The organism is Aeromicrobium sp. JP4 (assembly GCF_054957925.1).
In genome coordinates this window covers 792,819-809,746 of the sequence record NZ_CM143290.1, presented here as the reverse complement: position 1 = coordinate 809,746, position 16,928 = coordinate 792,819, and the positions used below count along the sequence as shown (strand labels likewise).

Here is a 16,928-nt window from a genome sequence, read left to right as displayed (position 1 = left end):
CTCAGAGCAGGATCGCGAGCTGACGCGACTGGGCCACGAGGCGGCCCTGGTCGTCCCACAGCTCGCCGTCCTCCTCGTGGAAGCCGTCGGCGAGGTGGCGGGTCGTGAAGCGCGACGCCACCCACGAGCCCGGCTCGGGCAGGCGGTGGAAGTGCACCGTGAGCTGCACCGTCATCGAGACCAAGTGGCCCAGTTCGAGCACCGGCGGCGGAGAGGCGTCGACCAGCAGGCCCACGGCGGGCCAGTCGATCTCGGTGCCCCCGTCGAGGCGCTGCCACAACGTGGCCGTCGGGTCGCCCGACGGCTTGCCCTGGGACCAGCCCGGGGCCTGGGCCATCCGGTACTCGACGCGCCCGAACAGGCCGTCGGCCGGCATGTCGCCCCGGCGCGGGTCGGGCAGCGTGGCGGGGTCGGGCAGGACGGGGGCCACGCCCAGCTCCTGGGTCGGGCCGTGGTGGTCGCGGGCGAAGCTGGCGGTCATCCGCGCCAGCGGCTTGCCCTCGCACGCCAGGTCGACGTCGACCGTCTGCACGCGCCGGCCCAGCTTGACCGGTGTGACGGTCAGGCTCGCCGTGGTGCCGGGCTCGGGGGAGGCGAAGTAGGTGATCGCGGCCACCACCGGGCGGCCGACGTCGGCATGGTCCATCGCCGTGCGCAGCATGGAGGCCAGCACCCAGCCGCCGTTGGGCTTGCCCAGCGGGGTGTTCCAGCGGTCGGTCACGGGGAGCGTCAGCGTTCCGTCGGCTGCGAGGGTCGCGACGGTGTCCTGCGGGTAGTGGTCGGTCACCGGTTCATCCTGCCCGAGGGCTCCGACGCGTTGACGGTAACCTCGGAACATGACGTCTCCGCTGGCGACCGAGGCCGCTCCGTTCGGCCGGCTCCTCATCGCGATGGCCACCCCGTTCACCCCGGACGGCGGCCTCGACCTGGATGCCGCTGCCGCACTAGCGACCCACCTCGTCGACTCCGGAGCCGACGGCATCGTCGTCAGCGGCACCACCGGCGAGTCGCCCACGACCACCGGCGAGGAGGACGGCCGGCTGCTGGCCGCCGTGCTCGAGGCAGTGGGCGACCGGGCAACGATCGTCGCCGGGATCGGCACGAACGACACCCGCCACACCGTCGAGCTGGCAGAGCAGGCCGTGCGCATCGGCGCCCACGGGCTGCTGCTCGTGTCGCCGTACTACAGCAAGCCGCCCCAGTCGGGCATCTTGGCCAACATCGACGCCGTCATCGACGCTGCCGGTGACACGCCGATCATGCTGTACGACATCCCGGGTCGCACCGGCGTCGAGATCTCCGAGGCGACCTACGCCGAGCTGGAGTCGCGACGCACGGTCCTGGCCGTCAAGGACGCCTCCGGCGACCTGGCCCGGGCCGCCCGCCTGCGCGCGAGCTCGCGCCTGGCCATCTACTCCGGCGACGACGTCGTGAACCTGCCGTTCTTCGCCATCGGCGCGGTCGGCACCGTCAGCGTCGTCGGCCACGTCGCCAGCGCTCACATCAAGCAGATGATCGAAGCGGTCGACGCCGGGGACCTGGCGCGCGCCCGCGAGATCGACAACGAGATCCTCCCGCTCACGGCCGCCATCATGGGCCAGACGCAGGGTGCCATCGCCGCGAAGGCGGCCATGGTCGAGCTCGGCATCATCCCCAGCGCGGCCGTCCGGCTGCCGCTCACCCCCGCCACGGACGACCAGGTCCAGGTCATCCGCACCGCCTTGAAGGACGCAGGTCTGCTCGCATGAGCCATATGCACACCGAACTTCCCACCCCGCCCCCGCTCGAGCCCGGCGCGATGCGGGTCGTCCCGCTCGGCGGCCTCGGCGAGATCGGTCGCAACATGACCGTCTTCGAGTTCGACGGCAAGCTGCTGATCGTCGACTGCGGCGTGCTCTTCCCCGAGGAGCACCACCCCGGCGTCGACCTGATCCTGCCCGACTTCGGCCCGATCCGCGATCGCCTCGACGACATCGTTGGCCTGGTCCTGACGCACGGCCACGAGGACCACATCGGTGGTGTGCCGTACCTCCTGCGCGAGCGTGGCAACATCCCCGTGATCGGCTCGAAGCTGACGCTGGCCCTGCTGGCTCCGAAGCTCAAGGAGCACCGCCTGAAGGACGTGCCGACGTACACCGTCTCGGAGAACGACGTCCAGTCGTTCGGCCCGTTCGAGTGCGAGTTCGTCGCGGTCAACCACTCGATCCCCGACGCCTTGGCGGTCGCCATCAAGACCGCGGCCGGCGTCGCCCTGCACACCGGCGACTTCAAGATGGATCAGCTGCCGCTCGACGGCCGCATCACCGATCTGCGCGCGTTCGCGCGGCTCGGCGAGGCCGGCGTCGACCTGTTCCTGACCGACTCCACCAACTCCGAGGTGCCCGGCTTCACCACGGCCGAGAAGCAGATCACGCCGGCGATCGACGCCGTCTTCGCGCGCAGCAAGAAGCGCATCATCGTCGCGTCGTTCGCCTCGCACATCCACCGCGTCCAGCAGGTCCTCGACGCCGCCGTGAAGCACAACCGCAAAGTGGCCTACGTGGGTCGCTCGATGGTGCGCAACATGCAGATCGCCCGCGAGCTGGGCTACCTGAACGTGCCCGACGGCGTGGTCGTCGACAAGATCGACGCCGCCCCGCCGGAGCAGATGGTGCTCATGTCCACCGGCTCGCAGGGTGAGCCGATGGCCGCCCTCTCGCGCATCGCGAACCGCACGCACCCCCAGGTGCACCTCGAGCCCGGCGACACCGTCCTGCTCGCGTCGTCGCTGATCCCGGGCAACGAGAACGCGATCTACCGCGTCATCGACGGCCTCACCAAGATCGGCGCCAACGTGGTGCACAAGGGCAACGCGCTCGTCCACGTCTCGGGCCACGCCTCGGCCGGCGAGCTGCTCTACTGCTACAACATCGTGCAGCCGTCCAACGTGATGCCGGTGCACGGCGAGATCCGCCACCTGCACGCCAACGCGGCACTCGCGCAGCAGACGGGCGTTCCCAACACGATCATCGCCGAGGACGGCTACGCCGTGGACCTCGTCGACGGTCACGCCAGGATCGCCGGGGCGTACGACGTGGGCTACGTCTACGTCGACGGCTCCTCGATCGGCGACGTCACCGACTCCGACCTCAAGGACCGGCGCACGCTGGCCGCCGAGGGCTTCATCTCGGTCATCGCCGTGATCGACTCCACCACCGGCAAGATCGTCACGGGTCCCGAGATCCACGCCCGCGGCCTGGCCGAGGACGACTCGGTCTTCGACGCGATCCAGCCGAAGGTGGTCGCCGCCCTCGAGGAGGCGCTCGCCGACGGCGCGCGCGACACCGCCGCGCTCCAGCAGGTCATGCGCCGGGTCCTGGGCTCGTTCGCGGGCCGTCGCCTGCGCCGCCGCCCGCTCATCATCCCCATCGTCCTGGAGGCGTGAGAGCCGCCTGCGGCAGCCGTTACGCAACCTCGCCAGCGGCGTAACCCGGGTGAAACAGTCCCTCTCCACGCTGGGCGTGTGAGCACTCGGATCATCGTCTGCGGGCACGGGACGACGTCGCACCTCGGCCGTTCGGCCCTCGCGTCGCTCGTCAACGCGATCCGCCGCCATGCGCCGGGCTGCGAGGTGGTCGACGCCTTCGTCGACGTGCAGCAGCCGTTGCTCGCCGACGTGGTGGCCGAGACCTCCGGTCCTCGCGTCATCGTGCCGCTGCTGCTCAACCACGACTGCGCCACCGCGCAGCTGATGAACGAGGTGGCCGCGGACGATCCCCTCGTGCGCGTCGCCCCGGCGATGGGGCCGGACTGGGTGCTGGCCGAGATCGGCGTCCGCCGCCTGATCGAGGCGGGTGCCAAGCCGTCGGACACGATCGTGATGGTGGCGCCCCAGGCCGACGGGTCGAAGGCGCTCGCCGACGTCTCGAAGGCCGCCCGGCTGCTGAGCGCGGTGTGGGGAGGGCCGGTGCACGTGGGCGTCGTCGACGGCGTCGGCACCCCGGTGGAGGACGCGCTCGACGTGGCCCGGGCCCACAGTCACCGGGTCGTCGTCTCGATGTACGCGCTGGCGTCGGGGGAGGGCGCGTCGGCGATCGGGCGACTCGGCGCCGACGTCGTCACCGCCCCGCTGCTGGGCGCCGGAGCGCCGGATCCGCGCCTCGTCTCACTGGCCCTGCAGCGCGCGCGGGTGCTGGAGGCACCCGGTCAGGTCGGCTCGGTCATCTGAGGACCGGGCCTGCGCCAGCGGCGTGGGTCCGTGAGAAGTCTCAGGTTCTGGTTTAGCCTTGCGATCATGGCGACCCGAACGTCTTCCCCGCCGCGCAAGCGGCCGTCCGGCAGCCAGGCCCGCAAGAAGCCCGCGGCGCGCAAGGCAGCACCTGCGCGCAAGCCGGCCCCCCGCACGGGTCCTGGTCCACTCAGTGCTGCCCTGCACGGCATCATGCGCGCGTCCACCGCCTTCTGGCTGGGACTCGCCGGTGTCGTGGGTGCGATCGCCCGCAGCATCGGCCACGGTGCGAAGGAGCTCGACGCCGAGCAGCGTCGCGACGGGGTCGGCCTCGCACTGGTCGCGCTCGCCCTGGTCACGGCCGCCGCGGTCTGGTGGGACGTCACCGGCGGCCTCGGTGCCGGCGTGCGCCGTGTCACCACGGGCTCGGTGGGCGTGCTGGCCTGGGCCGTCCCGATCCTGCTGGCCGTCGTCGCCTGGCGCACCCTGCGCCACCCCGACCGCAACGGTCCGGCCGGTCGCCAGGCGATCGGCTGGGGAGCCATCGTCGGCGGCGTCCTCGGCCTCGTGCACCTCGCGCACGGGACCCCACGCCCCAGCGACCCCGACATGTCCGAGGCCGGGGGAGCGGTCGGCTTCCTCTTCTCGGCGATCCTCGTCGACCTGCTCAAGACCGGGTGGGTCGTCGCCCCGATCCTGGTGCTCGTCGTCGTCTTCGGCGTCCTCGTCGTCACGGCGACCCCGCTGTACGCCGTCCCCGATCGCGTGCGCTCCGTCGTGAACCGTGCCCTCGGCCGTGACAAGCAGCCCGAGGCCGAGGCCACTCCCGAGCCGGTCAAGAAGCGCCACCCGCGCACGATGCCGCTGGTCGACGAGCCGTTCGAGAACCCGCTCGTGGACGGCCCCGACGACGACCGGCAGGTGCCCGTCACCGTCCCGCCGCCCGTCCCGGTGCTCTCCGAGCCCGAGCCGCAGCCCGATCCGCGTCCGCTCGAGCCGCTGCCCGTCCGCGCCGAGCAGCTCGCGCTCTCGGGCGACATCGTCTACACGCTCCCCGAGCCGAGCGCCCTGAAGGAGGGCACCCCGCCCAAGGCGCGATCCGCCGCGTCGGACGAGGTCGTCGGCCGCCTCACCGAGGTGCTCGAGCAGTTCCAGATCGACGCCACCGTCACCGGGTACACGCGTGGCCCGACGGTCACCCGCTACGAGGTCGAGCTCGGCCCCGCGGTGAAGGTGGAGAAGGTCACGGCGCTGAGCAAGAACATCGCCTACGCCGTGGCCTCCAACGAGGTGCGCATCCTGTCGCCGATCCCGGGCAAGAGCGCGATCGGCGTCGAGATCCCGAACGTCGACAAGGAGATGGTCTCCCTCGGCGACGTCCTGCGGTCGAACAAGGCCCGCAGCGACCACCACCCGATGGTGATCGGCCTGGGCAAGGACGTCGAGGGCGGCTACGTCGTGGCCAACCTCGCGAAGATGCCCCACCTGCTCGTAGCCGGCGCCACCGGCTCGGGCAAGTCGAGCTTCGTGAACTCGATGATCTCCTCGATCCTCATGCGGTCCACGCCCGACGAGGTGCGGATGATCCTGGTCGACCCCAAGCGGGTCGAGCTGAACGCCTACGAGGGCATCCCGCACCTCATCACGCCGATCATCACCAACCCGAAGAAGGCCGCCGAGGCGCTGGCCTGGGTCGTGCGCGAGATGGACCTGCGCTACGACGACCTCGCCAACTTCGGCTACCGCCACATCGACGACTTCAACAAGGCCGTCGTCTCGGGCAAGGTGCAGGCGCCCCCCGGCAGCGAGCGGGTGCTCACGCCGTACCCGTACCTGCTGGTCGTCGTCGACGAGCTCGCCGACCTCATGATGGTCGCCCCGCGCGACGTCGAGGACTCGATCGTGCGCATCACGCAGCTGGCACGCGCGGCGGGCATCCACCTCGTGCTGGCCACGCAGCGACCCAGCGTCGACGTCGTGACGGGCCTGATCAAGGCCAACGTGCCGAGCCGCCTGGCGTTCGCCACCAGCTCGCTGGCCGACAGCCGCGTCATCCTCGACCAGCCCGGTGCCGAGAAGCTCGTCGGCCAGGGTGACGGACTGTTCCTGCCCATGGGCGCGAACAAGACGATGCGCATGCAGGGTGCCTGGATCACCGAGGCCGAGATCGAGACGATCGTCACCCACTGCAAGGAGCAGCTGCAGCCGTCGTACCGCGACGACGTCACCGCTCCCCAGCAGGCCAAGCGCGAGCTGGACGACGACATCGGCGACGACATGGACCTCGTGCTCCAGGCCGTCGAGCTCGTCGTGAACACGCAGTTCGGCTCGACCTCGATGCTGCAGCGCAAGCTGCGGGTCGGCTTCGCCAAGGCAGGCCGGCTCATGGACATCCTGGAGAGCCGCGGCGTGGTCGGTCCGAGCGAAGGCTCCAAGGCCCGCGACGTCCTGGTCAAGCCGGACGACCTGGCCGACGTGTTGGCCAGCATCCAGGTCGGCTGAGCCACTAGGCTCGCCGGCCGTCACGGACCTCTACTGTCCCGGCTGCGGGAGCCTGCGCGCCGTGCACGCCCTCACCCGCGGCGACCTCGCCACGGCGTGGGACCGCAACCCCCTCGCGGTGCTGCTGCTGCCCGCCGTGCTCGCGGCCTGGGTGGCCTGGGGCCTGCGGCTGCTCGGCCGTCGCGCGTGGCACCCGAGCCGCATCCCTGCGCCCTGGATCTGGGCGCTGCTCGTCGTCGTCCTGACGTACTGGGTGGCGCGCAACGTGCCCGGCTGGACCTGGCTCTCACCTGCCTGAGCCATACTGAGCCCCATGGACTCGTCTCGCCCGGCCGACAAGCCGAGCAACCTGAACGTCCCGAACGTCCTCACGGTCATCCGCATCCTGGGTGTCCCGGTCTTCGGCTGGCTGCTGCTCCACGACGGGGGCGAGTCCATCGGCTACCGGATCGCCGCCTGGGCCGCGTTCGTCGTGCTCATGGCCACCGACAAGATCGACGGCGACATCGCCCGCAAGCACAACCTGATCACCGACTTCGGCAAGATGGCCGACCCGATCGCCGACAAGGCGCTGACGGGGATGGCGTTCATCGGACTGGCGATCATCTTCACCGACCAGCCCTGGGGCACGGTCTTCTGGATCGCGGTCGTCCTCATGCTCGTGCGCGAGTGGGGCATCACCGTGATGCGCGTCGTCATGGTCCGTCGCGGGTTCGTCATGCCGGCCGGCCGCGGTGGGAAGCTCAAGACCGTCCTGCAGTCCGTCGCGATCGCGGGCTACTGCCTGCCGTTCGAGATCTGGGACGGCCCGGTTCCCACCGTGATGCTCGCGCTGACCCACGTCGTGATGGCCGCCGCGCTGGTCCTCGCCCTCGTGACAGGCGTGCAGTACGTCCTGGACGCCCGCCGGCTCGCGGCACAGACTCCCGCAGGCGGCGCCTCGCGGTGAGCGACCGGGTCGACGTCGCGGCACTCGTGGCCGACCTGCGCTCGGCAGGGCACACGGTGGCCACCGCCGAGTCGCTCACGGGCGGCCTGGTGTGTGCCACGCTCGTCGACGTGCCGGGTGCCTCGCGGGTCGTCCGAGGGGGCGTCGTGGCCTACCAGCCCGACGTGAAGTCGGGTCTGCTCGGCGTGGCGCCCGACCTGATCGCCGAGCACGGCACCGTGAACGCGCCGGTCGCCGAGCAGCTGGCCGCCGGTGCCCGCACCCGCCTCGACGCGACGTGGGGTCTCGGAACCACGGGGGTCGCCGGTCCCGGCCCCGCCGAGGACCGGCCCGCGGGCACGGTCTTCGTGGCCGTCGCGGGCCCCGACGGCGTCACGTCGCGGCGACTCGACGTCTCCGGCGATCGTGACGATGTCCGACGTTCGGCGGTCCACGCCGTCCTGGCGGACCTGCACTATAGGCTGGGGAAGAACAACGGCGCCACGAACGTTGATGCAGGCAAGGGAAGGTGATGGCGATGACCGCGATGCGTGAACTCATCGGTGACGTGCTCCGGGCACGTCGTCTCGCCGAGGGCCTGACCCTGCGCGACGTCTCCGAGCGCGCCCGCATCAGCCTGGGCTACATCTCCGAGGTCGAGCGCGGCCAGAAGGAGGCCAGCTCTGAGCTGCTCGCCGCCCTGGCGCAGGCGCTCGAGGTCCCGCTGAGCAAGGTGCTGCTCGACGTCAGCTCGCTCCTCGAGCTCGAGGAGGCCGCCGACCTGGCCACGGTCTCGTCCATCGCACGCGACGAGGCCCGGGCCTCCGCGGCGTGAGGCACAGCGAGTTCTGGCAGCGCATGGAGGCTGCCCTGGGGGCGTCCTATGCCGCCTCGTGGGCGCGCCAGCAGGCCATCATCGCGCTCGATGGCCGCACCCCGGTCGAGGCGCTCGACGCCGGCGTCGATCCCCAGCGGGTCTGGCGCGCCGTGCACGCCACGCTCGAACTGCCGGCCCGCGAGCGTTGAGTTAGCGTCGTGGGATGAGCAATCTTCCCGACCTGACAGGCAAGCGTGTCGCGATCATTGCGACCGACCACTTCGAGGAATCCGAACTCACGACGCCGCGTGACGAGCTGGAGGCGGCCGGGGCGGACGTGAGGATCTTCGCGCCCCACGAGGGCTCGCTGCAGGCGATGCAGGGCGACACCGAGCAGACGATCTCCGTGCGCGTGGACGGCACCCTCGACAGCTTCGACCAGCAGTGGCCCGACGTGATCGTGCTGCCCGGCGGCACGGTCAACGCCGACCACCTGCGCACCGACGAGAAGGCCCAGGGCATCGTCTCCACGGCCCTGGAGTCCGGACTCCCGGTGGCGGCGATCTGTCACGCGCCGTGGCTGCTCGTGTCCGCCGGACTCGTCGAGGGCCGCCGGCTCACCAGCTTCCCGAGCCTCTCGGTCGACGTCAGCAACGCCGGCGGCGACTGGGTGGACGAGACGGTGGTGGTCGACCGGAACCTGATCACGAGTCGCAAGCCCGACGACCTGCCCGCCTTCGTCGACGCGATCGGCAAGGCGCTGACCGCGTAGGGATCCGCCCGCCCCGAGATGTGCTCCGCATCCCACCTTCGAGCCTTGTGCGAACGTGGAACGTGGAGCACATCTCGTTGGGGCGGGTCCGTGGGCTCTGTTCGGCGTGTCGTGCTTCCGTCGAACAGGTGTTCGGCCTAGGCTCGTTCCACAGGCCGACGGTCAGGTCGGGCGTTCATCCACAGGCGAGTCGACGAGGCTCACTAATGTCAGTGGGTCCGCCTACCGTCGAAGATGGCCCGCCACCCCGACCAGAGCGGTCGACGACACGAAGGACGCAGCATGGCTTCCAAGAGCAGCACCACCCCCTCGAACAGGGACATCGCCAAGGAGCGAGCCAACAAGGACAAGGCGATCGAGAACGCCTTGGCCCAGATCGACCGCTCGTACGGCAAGGGTGCCGTGATGCGCCTGGGCGACCAGGCCCGCGCCCCGATCGAGGTCATCCCCACCGGCGCCGTCTCGCTCGACGTCGCGCTGGGCATCGGCGGACTGCCGCGCGGCCGCGTGGTCGAGATCTACGGGCCGGAGTCCTCGGGCAAGACCACGGTCGCCCTGCACGCGGTGGCCAACGCCCAGAAGGCCGGCGGGGTGGCGGCGTTCATCGACGCCGAGCACGCGCTGGACCCCGAGTACGCCCGCAAGCTGGGTGTCGACACCGACGCGCTGCTCGTGTCCCAGCCCGACTCCGGTGAGCAGGCCCTCGAGATCGCCGACATGCTGATCCGCTCCGGCGCGCTCGACATCATCGTGATCGACTCGGTCGCCGCACTCGTGCCCCGCGCCGAGATCGACGGTGAGATGGGCGACAGCCACGTCGGCCTGCAGGCCCGCCTGATGAGCCAGGCGCTGCGCAAGATGACCGGCGCCATCAACGGCTCGGGCACCACGGCGATCTTCATCAACCAGCTGCGCGAGAAGATCGGCGTGATGTTCGGCAGCCCCGAGACCACCACGGGCGGCAAGGCGCTGAAGTTCTACGCCTCCGTGCGCCTCGACGTGCGCCGGATCGAGACGCTCAAGGACGGCACCGACATGGTCGGCAACCGCACCCGCGTCAAGGTCGTCAAGAACAAGGTCGCGCCGCCGTTCAAGCAGGCCGAGTTCGACATCATGTACGGCCAGGGGATCAGCCGTGAGGGCAGCCTGATCGATCTCGGCGTCGACGCGGGCTTCGTCCGCAAGGCCGGCGCCTGGTACACCTACGAGGGCGACCAGCTCGGCCAGGGCAAGGAGAACGCCCGCAACTTCCTGCGCGACAACCCCGACCTCGCCGACGAGATCGAGAAGCGCATCAAGGAGCACCTCGGCGTCGGGGCGAAGGTCGACGAGCCGGCCGCGGATCCCGCCGCGGTGGTCGACGACCTGGCGGGCGACCTCTCGGCCGCTGACTTCTGATGATCGACCCCACGGATCCGGACACGGATCCGCGGGCGGTCATCGTCGCGGGCCGGACGATCGCGATGGATCGTCTGGCCGCGCGCGACCGCAGCCGCGGTGAGTTGCTCGACGCGCTCGCGCGTCGCAGGTTCCCCGAGGACGTGGCCACCGTCGTGGTCGACCAGCTCGAGTCCGAGGGGCTGGTCGACGACGAGCGGTTCGCCCGCACCTGGGTCGAGCAGCGCAGTCGCGCCAAGGGGCTGGCCCGCTCGGTCCTGCGGATGGAGCTGCAGCGCAAGGGCGTGGCCTCCGAGGTCATCGACCTGGTCCTGGACGACGTCGACCCCGATGCCGAGCGCCGGGCGGCGCACCTGCTGGTCCAGCGCAAGCTGCGATCCGTGCAGGGGCTCGACCAGTCCGTCCAGGTTCGTCGGCTCACCGCGATGCTCGCCCGCAAGGGCTACGCGCCGCAGGTGGCCTTCGACGTGGTCCGCGCCGAGCTCGACGCCGATCACGTGGCGATCGAGTCCACGTAGGTCGGCCGCGCCCTAGTCTGTCAGCGTGTTCGCGTTCCGCCCCCTGGCCGAGGCCGACCTGGGGGCGGTCGTGGCATGGCGCAACGAGCCGCACGTCCTGACCTGGTTCCCCGAGGCGCTCGTCGACGTCGAGCACGCGCGTCGACGCCTCGTCCCTCGGCCGACCGGTGAGGACCCGGTGCGCAGGTGGATCGCCGAGCTCGGGGGAGTGCCGGTCGGCTACCTGCAGAGCTTCGTCGTGGCCTCCGACGACGACCTCACGGTGCGCTGCCAGGACCCCGAGGCGGTCGCATTCGACTACCTGGTCGGAGATCCGGACCTCGTCGACCGAGGACTGGGCACCGAGATGATCCGGAGCTTCTGTCGCGACGTGCTGGTGCCCGAGTATCCCGACGCACCGCGCTTCCTTGCCGCTCCCGACGCTCGCAACCACCGCTCGATCCGGGTGCTGGCCAAGTGCGGCTTCGTGGCCGGGCTGTGGATCCAGCCCGAGGGTGCGCCGTGGGCCGACGTGGTGTGCACGGCCCAGCGACGTCTCTTCGAGCCTACTGTCGAGTAACATGGCCGCCATGCCCTCGACCTACGCGGTGTACCGCCAGCTCTCGGCCCTCCCGAAGGGTCGCGCCGTGTTCGGCGCCTTCTTCACCCGGGCGGCGCCGTACTTCGCCAGTGCCCACCTGCGCGTCGTCGAGATGGCGCCCCACCACGGCGAGGTCGTGGTGCCGCTGCGCCGCTCCACGAAGAACCACATCGGCACGGTCCACGCGATCGCGGCGTGCAACGGCCTCGAGGCGGCGATGGGGCTGCTCGCCGAGGCGACCTGCCCGCCGGACCACCGGTGGCTGCCGAAGGGCATGGAGGTCCGGTACCTCGCCAAGTCCGACTCCGACCTCGTCTGCACCGCCGACAGCGACCCGGCCGACTGGTCGGGCGGTCCGGAGGTGCCCATCGCGGTCCGGGCCACCCGTGCCGACGGAACCGTCACGGTCGAGGGCACGATCCACCTGTGGGTGACACCCCGGAAGTGACTCAGGGCCTGAGGCTCGCCGAGGCGTGCGTGAACCGCCCCGCCCGCACGGTGGCCTCGACCTGCACGGCCCGCAGGTGGGCCGCGACGGCGGCCGAGTCGCCGCGCGCCTCGAGCGGGTCGCGGTCAAGCAGCACGAGGTCGGCCCGCTGACCCACGGCCAGGGTGTCGGCGCCGTCCACGCTGGCGGCGAGCGCCTCCGCGGCGCTGATGGCCTCGGCCGGGTTCCACGGGGACCGTTCGTCCGCCGAGCGGTGCACGGCCGCTGCCATGGCGATCCAGGGGTCGAGGGGAGCGACGGGCGCGTCGGAGCCGAAGACGACGTCGACGCCCGCGTCGAGCAGCCTCCGCCACGGGAAGCAGCGATCCGCGCGATCGGCCCAGAGCCGCTCGGTGACGTCGCGGTCGTCGAGGAGGTGGGCGGGCTGGACGCTCGCGCGGACGCCGAGCTCGGCCAGCTGCTCGATGTCGCGGCGGGTCAGCAGCTGGGCGTGCTCGATGCTGCCGCCGACCCCGGTCGCGCGGAACGCGGCCAGCGCCTCGTGGGCGGCGGCGTCACCGATCGCGTGCACCGCGGCGCGGAAGCCGGCCGACCGGGCGCGAGTGAGCAGCTCGATGAGGTCGGCCCGGTCGTGGTTCTGGACGCCGCGGTCGGAGCCGCCTCCGTAGGGCTCGTGGCAGTACGCCGTGCGGGTGTTCAGGGACCCGTCGGAGATGATCTTCAGCGGCCCAATGGTGACGGGTCCGTCCGGCGCCACGGACGACCCGGTCCGCAGGCCCGCGGCGATCATGTCGTCGAGGTACTCGGGATAGACCGCCGAGCGCACCCAGAGGGCATCCAGTCCCTGCGACAGGCGCTCGCGCCACGTGGACAGCGGCTCGGCCCACTCGAAGTCCACGACGCCCACGACGCCGCGCGCCGCTGCGGCCGCCATCGCGTCGGCGACAGACTGGCCGCCGTCCTGGGCGGCGTTGCGCTGCACCACGTCGGCCATCAGCGCGAACCACGGCGCCTCGGTGAGAGGTCCTTCGGTGAGCGGCGCGCCGAGCGCCGTGAGCGCGGCCGAGTTCAGCCAGCCCGTGTGGGCGTCGCCGCTCGTGACCACGACGGGCCGGTCACCCGTGACGGCGTCGAGCTCGGCGACGGTCGGCTCGCGCGTCCAGTCGGCCAGCCGGAACCCGAAGGCGAAGAGCCAGTCGCCCTCGCCTACCGAGGGCAGGTGCCCACGAATGATCTCCACCGCCTCGGCGGGATCCTGGGCGGAGGAGACGTCGAGGCGCGTCCGCGTCTGCGCCCACTGGGTGAAGTGGACGTGCTGGTCCCACAGCCCGGGGATCGCCCAGCGCCCGTCGGCCTCCACGACCCGGTCGCCGGGCTCGGGCCGCAGGTCGGTTCCCTCGGCCACGATCATGCCGTCGACGATCCGCAGGGAGACGGGTTCGCCGGGCGCCGCCGAGCGCACCGGGACGAGGCGCACGTCGCGCCAGAAGACAGGTGTCACGGCAGCATTCTGACCCGGGGCCCCGGTGAGGTGAGCCCCGGGTCAGCGCGAAGCCAGCACGGCGCTGTCCTCGGCCGCGTGGGCGTCCACGGTGCGCGACTCGGTGAGACGTCGCTGGGCGAACCGACCGAGCTGCTCGAGGCCCAGGTTGAGCACGATGTAGATGGCGCCGAGCACCAGCGCGACCTGGAGGTGGTTGTCGAACTCACGCCAGATCTGGCGTCCGGCATACGTCAGGCCGGGGGCGACGATGATGTAGCCGAGCGACGTGTCCTTCAGTGCCACGATGCACTGGCTGATGATCGCCGGCGTCATGATCTTGATCGCCTGGGGGAGCTGGACGATGCGCATCACGGCGTTCTTGCGCATGCCCAGGGCGTACGCGGCCTCGACCTGGCCCTTCGGCACGGCATTGATGCCGGCTCGGACCGTCTCGGCGAGGACCGAGCCGTTGTAGAGGATCAGGCCGATCACGAGCGGTGCGAGCAGCTCGATCTGGAACCGGTAGAGCGCCCACAGGTAGGTGATGAGGATGACCAGTGGGACCGCGCGGAAGAACTCCACCACGACCCAGCACGGCACCCGGACCCACGCATGGTCCGACAGCTTGCCGATGCCGAAAAGGACGCCGAACAGGAGGGCGCCGGCGATCGCCATCACTGCGGCCAGGAGCGTGTAGTACAGGCCCTCGAGGATGAACTCCACGTAGGCCGGGGTGACGAAGACCTCCCACAGATCGGCCGCGAACTGGCCCGTGGACGCGAAGCGCCACAGGACGAAGCCGAGGAAGGCCGCGACCACGACGACCGTCACCACCGAGAGGATCCGGTTGCGCCGACGGGCACGGGGTCCGGGAACGTCGAACAGCAGGGTGCTCATCGGGCGACCACCTTCCAGCGTCGCTCGGCCCAGGAGGCGAGCAGCGAGATCGCCGCGACGATGCTGATGTACATCGCCGCGATCGTCAGGAACGCCGCGGTTCGCGAGCTCGGGTAGTCGCGCAGCAGACCTTGGAGGCGGAACGCGACGTCCGCCAAGCCGAGTGCGGCGACGAGCGAGGTGTTCTTGACCAGCGCGATGAAGACGCTGGCCATCGGCGGGACGACCAGGCGGAACGCCTGGGGGAGGATCACCTGGGTCATCGTCAGGGTGAAGGGCATGCCCACCGCTCGCGCGGCCTCGGCCTGGCCCATCGGGACGCCGTTGATGCCTGACCGCAGCGCCTCACAGACGAACGCGGCGGTGTAGATCCCGGCCGCCAGCGAGACGTTCCAGAAGAAGCCGAAGTCGATCCCCATCGCCGGCAGGCCGTAGTAGGTGATGAACAGCAGCAGGAGCAGGGGAGTGTTGCGGAAGAGCGTGACGTACGCGGTTCCTACGACCCGCATCGCCGGGACCGGGCTGACCCGGGCCACGGCGATGATCGTGCCGAGGACGAGGGCGATGAGACCGCTGGCCAGGAAGACCCGCAGCGTGACCCAGAAGCCCTTGAGGAGCAGCTCCCAGCTGTCCTGCAAGAACGAGAAGTCCACGTCTCACCACCCTCGTCGTCGGTCGGTCACGTCAGGCGCACTCGTCCAGCGCCGGCGGGTCACCCGCGTCGGCACCGCCCTTGCCGAGGGTCGCGTCGAACGCATCGGCCCACGTGCCGTCCTCGAAGGCGGACGTCAGGCTCTCGTTGATGAACTCGCACAGCTCGGGGCTGTCCTTGCTGTAGCCGATGCCGTAGCGCTCCTCGGAGAACGGCTCGCCGACGACCTTCAGCTTGTCGGGGTTCTCCGCGGCGTAGCCCAGCAGGATCGCGGCGTCGGTGGTGACGGCGTCGACCGAGCCGTTCTCCAGCTGCGTGACGCACTCGGAGTAGGTGTCGAAGCCGGCCGGCGTGGCGCCGTACTCCTCCTCGACCGTCTTGATCGACGTGGACCCGGTGACCGAGCAGACCTTCTTGCCCTTCAGGTCGTCCGGGCCGTTGATCGAGTCGTCGTCCTTGGCGACCAGCAGGCTCTGACCCGTGACGTAGTACGGGCCTGCCTGGCCGACGACCTTGCGGCGGTCGTCGGTGATCGAGTACGAGGCGATGACGAAGTCGACCGTGCCGTTCTGCAGGAACGGCTCGCGGTTGGCCGAGACGGACTCGACCCACTCGATGTCGTCGGCGTCGATGCCGAGCTTCGCCGCGAGGATCTTGCCGATCTCGGGGTCGAAGCCGCTCGGCGTGTCCGCGGTGGCCGTCTTGAATCCCACACCGGGCTGGTCGTACTTGACGCCGATCTTGACGGTGCCGGACTCCTGGAGCTCGGCCATGCGGGTGCCGGCCTCGAACTCCTGGTCCTCGACCTCGACGTCCGGGCCCGAGCCCTCGTCATCGCTGTTGCCGGCGTCGCCGCAGGCGCTCAGTGCCAACAGGCCGGCGGCCAGGACGGCCGCGAACCGTGTCCTTCGTGCTTTCATGTTTCGTCCTCCCCCTTCGGGATCATGCGTGGTGAAATCAGTGCTTGAGGATCTTGCCGAGGAAGTCCTTGGCGCGATCGCTCTGCGGGTTGGTGAAGAACTCGTCGGGAGTGTTCTCCTCGACGATGCGCCCGTCGGCCATGAAGACGACCCGGTCGGCGGCGGTGCGCGCGAACCCCATCTCGTGGGTGACCACGACCATCGTCATGCCGCCTCTGGCGAGGTCGACCATCGTGTCGAGCACCTCCTTGATCATCTCGGGATCGAGTGCGGAGGTGGGCTCGTCGAACAGCATGACCTTGGGATCCATCGCCAGCGCCCGGGCGATCGCGACGCGCTGCTGCTGGCCGCCCGACAGCTGGGCCGGCAGCTTGCCGGCCTGCGAGCCGACCCCGACGCGGTCGAGGAGCTCACGGGCGCGCTGCTCGGCCTCGGCCTTGGGCTTGCGCAGCACCTTGATCGGGCCCAGCGTGACGTTCTCGAGCACGGTCTTGTGGCTGAACAGGTTGAACGACTGGAACACCATGCCGACCTCGGCACGCAGCCGGGCGAGCGCCTTGCCCTCCTCGGGCAGCGGGACGCCGTCGATCGAGATGTCGCCCTCGTTGATCGGCTCGAGGCGGTTGATGGCGCGGCACAGGGTCGACTTGCCCGAGCCTGACGGTCCGATCACCACGACGACCTCGCCCGGGGCGACGTCGAAGTCGATGTCCTGCAGCACGTGCAAGTCGCCGAACCACTTCTGGACGCCGGTCATGTGGACCATCGGCTCCGTGCTGACTCCCATGTCGCCTTACCCAACCGCA

Annotated in this window: 20 protein-coding genes; 14 read left to right on the top strand and 6 right to left on the bottom strand. The window is 70.6% G+C overall.

What is annotated here, in order from left to right:
- Position 1: 1 nt before the first annotated feature.
- Complete coding sequence (locus ACY1JX_RS03975) at positions 2-787, bottom strand: thioesterase family protein (RefSeq protein ID WP_462565277.1); 786 nt, start codon at positions 785-787, stop codon at positions 2-4.
- Between the two features lie 49 nt (positions 788-836).
- Here ACY1JX_RS03975 and dapA point away from each other — a divergent pair, with 49 nt between their 5' ends.
- The 14 genes from dapA to ACY1JX_RS03905 all read left to right on the top strand — a co-directional run bounded on the left by dapA (position 837) and on the right by ACY1JX_RS03905 (position 12,170).
- Positions 837-1,748 carry a 4-hydroxy-tetrahydrodipicolinate synthase gene (dapA, locus tag ACY1JX_RS03970; protein WP_462565276.1) on the top strand — a complete coding sequence of 304 codons (912 nt, stop codon included), beginning with the start codon at positions 837-839 and terminating at the stop codon, positions 1,746-1,748.
- Positions 1,745-3,424: a ribonuclease J gene (locus tag ACY1JX_RS03965; RefSeq protein ID WP_206679993.1), complete on the top strand. Its 1,680-nt coding sequence runs from the start codon at positions 1,745-1,747 to the stop codon at positions 3,422-3,424. The genes dapA and ACY1JX_RS03965 overlap by 4 nt, the downstream gene beginning before the upstream one ends.
- Before the next feature lie 78 nt (positions 3,425-3,502).
- Positions 3,503-4,207 (top strand): sirohydrochlorin chelatase, encoded by a 705-nt coding sequence (locus ACY1JX_RS03960; RefSeq protein ID WP_462565275.1) that lies wholly within the window; start codon positions 3,503-3,505, stop codon positions 4,205-4,207.
- 66 nt (positions 4,208-4,273) lie between these two features.
- On the top strand, positions 4,274-6,709 hold the full coding sequence (locus ACY1JX_RS03955) for a DNA translocase FtsK 4TM domain-containing protein (protein WP_462565274.1): 2,436 nt from the start codon (positions 4,274-4,276) through the stop codon (positions 6,707-6,709).
- Positions 6,710-6,770: 61 nt separating this feature from the next.
- Positions 6,771-7,007, top strand: coding sequence for a hypothetical protein (locus ACY1JX_RS03950; protein ID WP_462565273.1), 237 nt, complete (start codon positions 6,771-6,773; stop codon positions 7,005-7,007).
- 15 nt (positions 7,008-7,022) lie between these two features.
- Entirely contained in the window at positions 7,023-7,658 is a 636-nt protein-coding gene (gene pgsA, locus ACY1JX_RS03945) for a CDP-diacylglycerol--glycerol-3-phosphate 3-phosphatidyltransferase (RefSeq protein ID WP_181755484.1), read from the top strand.
- Positions 7,655-8,170 (top strand): CinA family protein, encoded by a 516-nt coding sequence (locus ACY1JX_RS03940; protein WP_462565272.1) that lies wholly within the window; start codon positions 7,655-7,657, stop codon positions 8,168-8,170. Before pgsA ends, ACY1JX_RS03940 begins: the two co-directional genes overlap by 4 nt.
- Positions 8,171-8,175: 5 nt before the next feature.
- A complete protein-coding gene (locus ACY1JX_RS03935) occupies positions 8,176-8,472 on the top strand; it encodes a helix-turn-helix domain-containing protein (RefSeq protein ID WP_181755486.1) in 297 nt (98 codons plus the stop codon).
- Positions 8,469-8,663 (top strand): DUF3046 domain-containing protein, encoded by a 195-nt coding sequence (locus tag ACY1JX_RS03930; RefSeq protein ID WP_462565271.1) that lies wholly within the window; start codon positions 8,469-8,471, stop codon positions 8,661-8,663. Before ACY1JX_RS03935 ends, ACY1JX_RS03930 begins: the two co-directional genes overlap by 4 nt.
- A 14-nt stretch (positions 8,664-8,677) precedes the next feature.
- A complete protein-coding gene (locus tag ACY1JX_RS03925; protein WP_462565270.1) occupies positions 8,678-9,226 on the top strand; it encodes a type 1 glutamine amidotransferase domain-containing protein in 549 nt (182 codons plus the stop codon).
- Positions 9,227-9,508: 282 nt separating this feature from the next.
- A complete protein-coding gene (gene recA, locus ACY1JX_RS03920) occupies positions 9,509-10,624 on the top strand; it encodes a recombinase RecA (RefSeq protein WP_181755489.1) in 1,116 nt (371 codons plus the stop codon).
- On the top strand, positions 10,624-11,142 hold the full coding sequence (locus ACY1JX_RS03915) for a regulatory protein RecX (protein WP_462565269.1): 519 nt from the start codon (positions 10,624-10,626) through the stop codon (positions 11,140-11,142). Before recA ends, ACY1JX_RS03915 begins: the two co-directional genes overlap by 1 nt.
- Before the next feature lie 25 nt (positions 11,143-11,167).
- A complete protein-coding gene (locus tag ACY1JX_RS03910; RefSeq protein ID WP_462565268.1) occupies positions 11,168-11,701 on the top strand; it encodes a GNAT family N-acetyltransferase in 534 nt (177 codons plus the stop codon).
- Positions 11,702-11,711: 10 nt separating this feature from the next.
- The gene (locus ACY1JX_RS03905) at positions 11,712-12,170 is read left to right on the top strand and encodes a hotdog fold domain-containing protein (protein ID WP_462565267.1); all 459 of its coding nucleotides are present in this window, start codon (positions 11,712-11,714) and stop codon (positions 12,168-12,170) included.
- A gap of 1 nt (position 12,171) precedes the next feature.
- Here the strand turns inward: ACY1JX_RS03905 and ACY1JX_RS03900 are convergent, their stop codons facing one another.
- Genes ACY1JX_RS03900 through ACY1JX_RS03880 form a run of 5 tightly spaced genes read right to left on the bottom strand, consistent with a single transcriptional unit; the run spans position 12,172 to position 16,888 of the window.
- The gene (locus ACY1JX_RS03900) at positions 12,172-13,671 is read right to left on the bottom strand and encodes an amidohydrolase (protein WP_462565266.1); all 1,500 of its coding nucleotides are present in this window, start codon (positions 13,669-13,671) and stop codon (positions 12,172-12,174) included.
- A gap of 42 nt (positions 13,672-13,713) precedes the next feature.
- Complete coding sequence (locus tag ACY1JX_RS03895; RefSeq protein ID WP_181755494.1) at positions 13,714-14,550, bottom strand: amino acid ABC transporter permease; 837 nt, start codon at positions 14,548-14,550, stop codon at positions 13,714-13,716.
- Positions 14,547-15,203 (bottom strand): amino acid ABC transporter permease, encoded by a 657-nt coding sequence (locus ACY1JX_RS03890; protein WP_338072867.1) that lies wholly within the window; start codon positions 15,201-15,203, stop codon positions 14,547-14,549. Before ACY1JX_RS03890 ends, ACY1JX_RS03895 begins: the two co-directional genes overlap by 4 nt.
- A 31-nt stretch (positions 15,204-15,234) precedes the next feature.
- Positions 15,235-16,122, bottom strand: coding sequence for a glutamate ABC transporter substrate-binding protein (locus ACY1JX_RS03885; RefSeq protein WP_181755495.1), 888 nt, complete (start codon positions 16,120-16,122; stop codon positions 15,235-15,237).
- 37 nt (positions 16,123-16,159) lie between these two features.
- A complete protein-coding gene (locus ACY1JX_RS03880) occupies positions 16,160-16,888 on the bottom strand; it encodes an amino acid ABC transporter ATP-binding protein (RefSeq protein WP_181756231.1) in 729 nt (242 codons plus the stop codon).
- Positions 16,889-16,928 lie beyond the last annotated feature (40 nt).

Excerpts from the sequence above, each read along its gene's own strand:
- dapA (WP_462565276.1), top strand. The coding sequence starts at position 837 with ATGACGTCTCCGCTGGCGACCGAGGCCGCTCCGTTCGGCCGGCTCCTC.
- ACY1JX_RS03965 (WP_206679993.1), top strand. The coding sequence starts at position 1,745 with ATGAGCCATATGCACACCGAACTTCCCACCCCGCCCCCGCTCGAGCCC.
- ACY1JX_RS03955 (WP_462565274.1), top strand. The coding sequence starts at position 4,274 with ATGGCGACCCGAACGTCTTCCCCGCCGCGCAAGCGGCCGTCCGGCAGC.
- pgsA (WP_181755484.1), top strand. The coding sequence starts at position 7,023 with ATGGACTCGTCTCGCCCGGCCGACAAGCCGAGCAACCTGAACGTCCCG.
- ACY1JX_RS03935 (WP_181755486.1), top strand. The coding sequence starts at position 8,176 with ATGACCGCGATGCGTGAACTCATCGGTGACGTGCTCCGGGCACGTCGT.
- ACY1JX_RS03925 (WP_462565270.1), top strand. The coding sequence starts at position 8,678 with ATGAGCAATCTTCCCGACCTGACAGGCAAGCGTGTCGCGATCATTGCG.
- recA (WP_181755489.1), top strand. The coding sequence starts at position 9,509 with ATGGCTTCCAAGAGCAGCACCACCCCCTCGAACAGGGACATCGCCAAG.
- ACY1JX_RS03915 (WP_462565269.1), top strand. The coding sequence starts at position 10,624 with ATGATCGACCCCACGGATCCGGACACGGATCCGCGGGCGGTCATCGTC.
- ACY1JX_RS03905 (WP_462565267.1), top strand. The coding sequence starts at position 11,712 with ATGCCCTCGACCTACGCGGTGTACCGCCAGCTCTCGGCCCTCCCGAAG.
- ACY1JX_RS03895 (WP_181755494.1), bottom strand. The coding sequence starts at position 14,550 with ATGAGCACCCTGCTGTTCGACGTTCCCGGACCCCGTGCCCGTCGGCGC.
- ACY1JX_RS03885 (WP_181755495.1), bottom strand. The coding sequence starts at position 16,122 with ATGAAAGCACGAAGGACACGGTTCGCGGCCGTCCTGGCCGCCGGCCTG.
- ACY1JX_RS03880 (WP_181756231.1), bottom strand. The coding sequence starts at position 16,888 with ATGGTCCACATGACCGGCGTCCAGAAGTGGTTCGGCGACTTGCACGTG.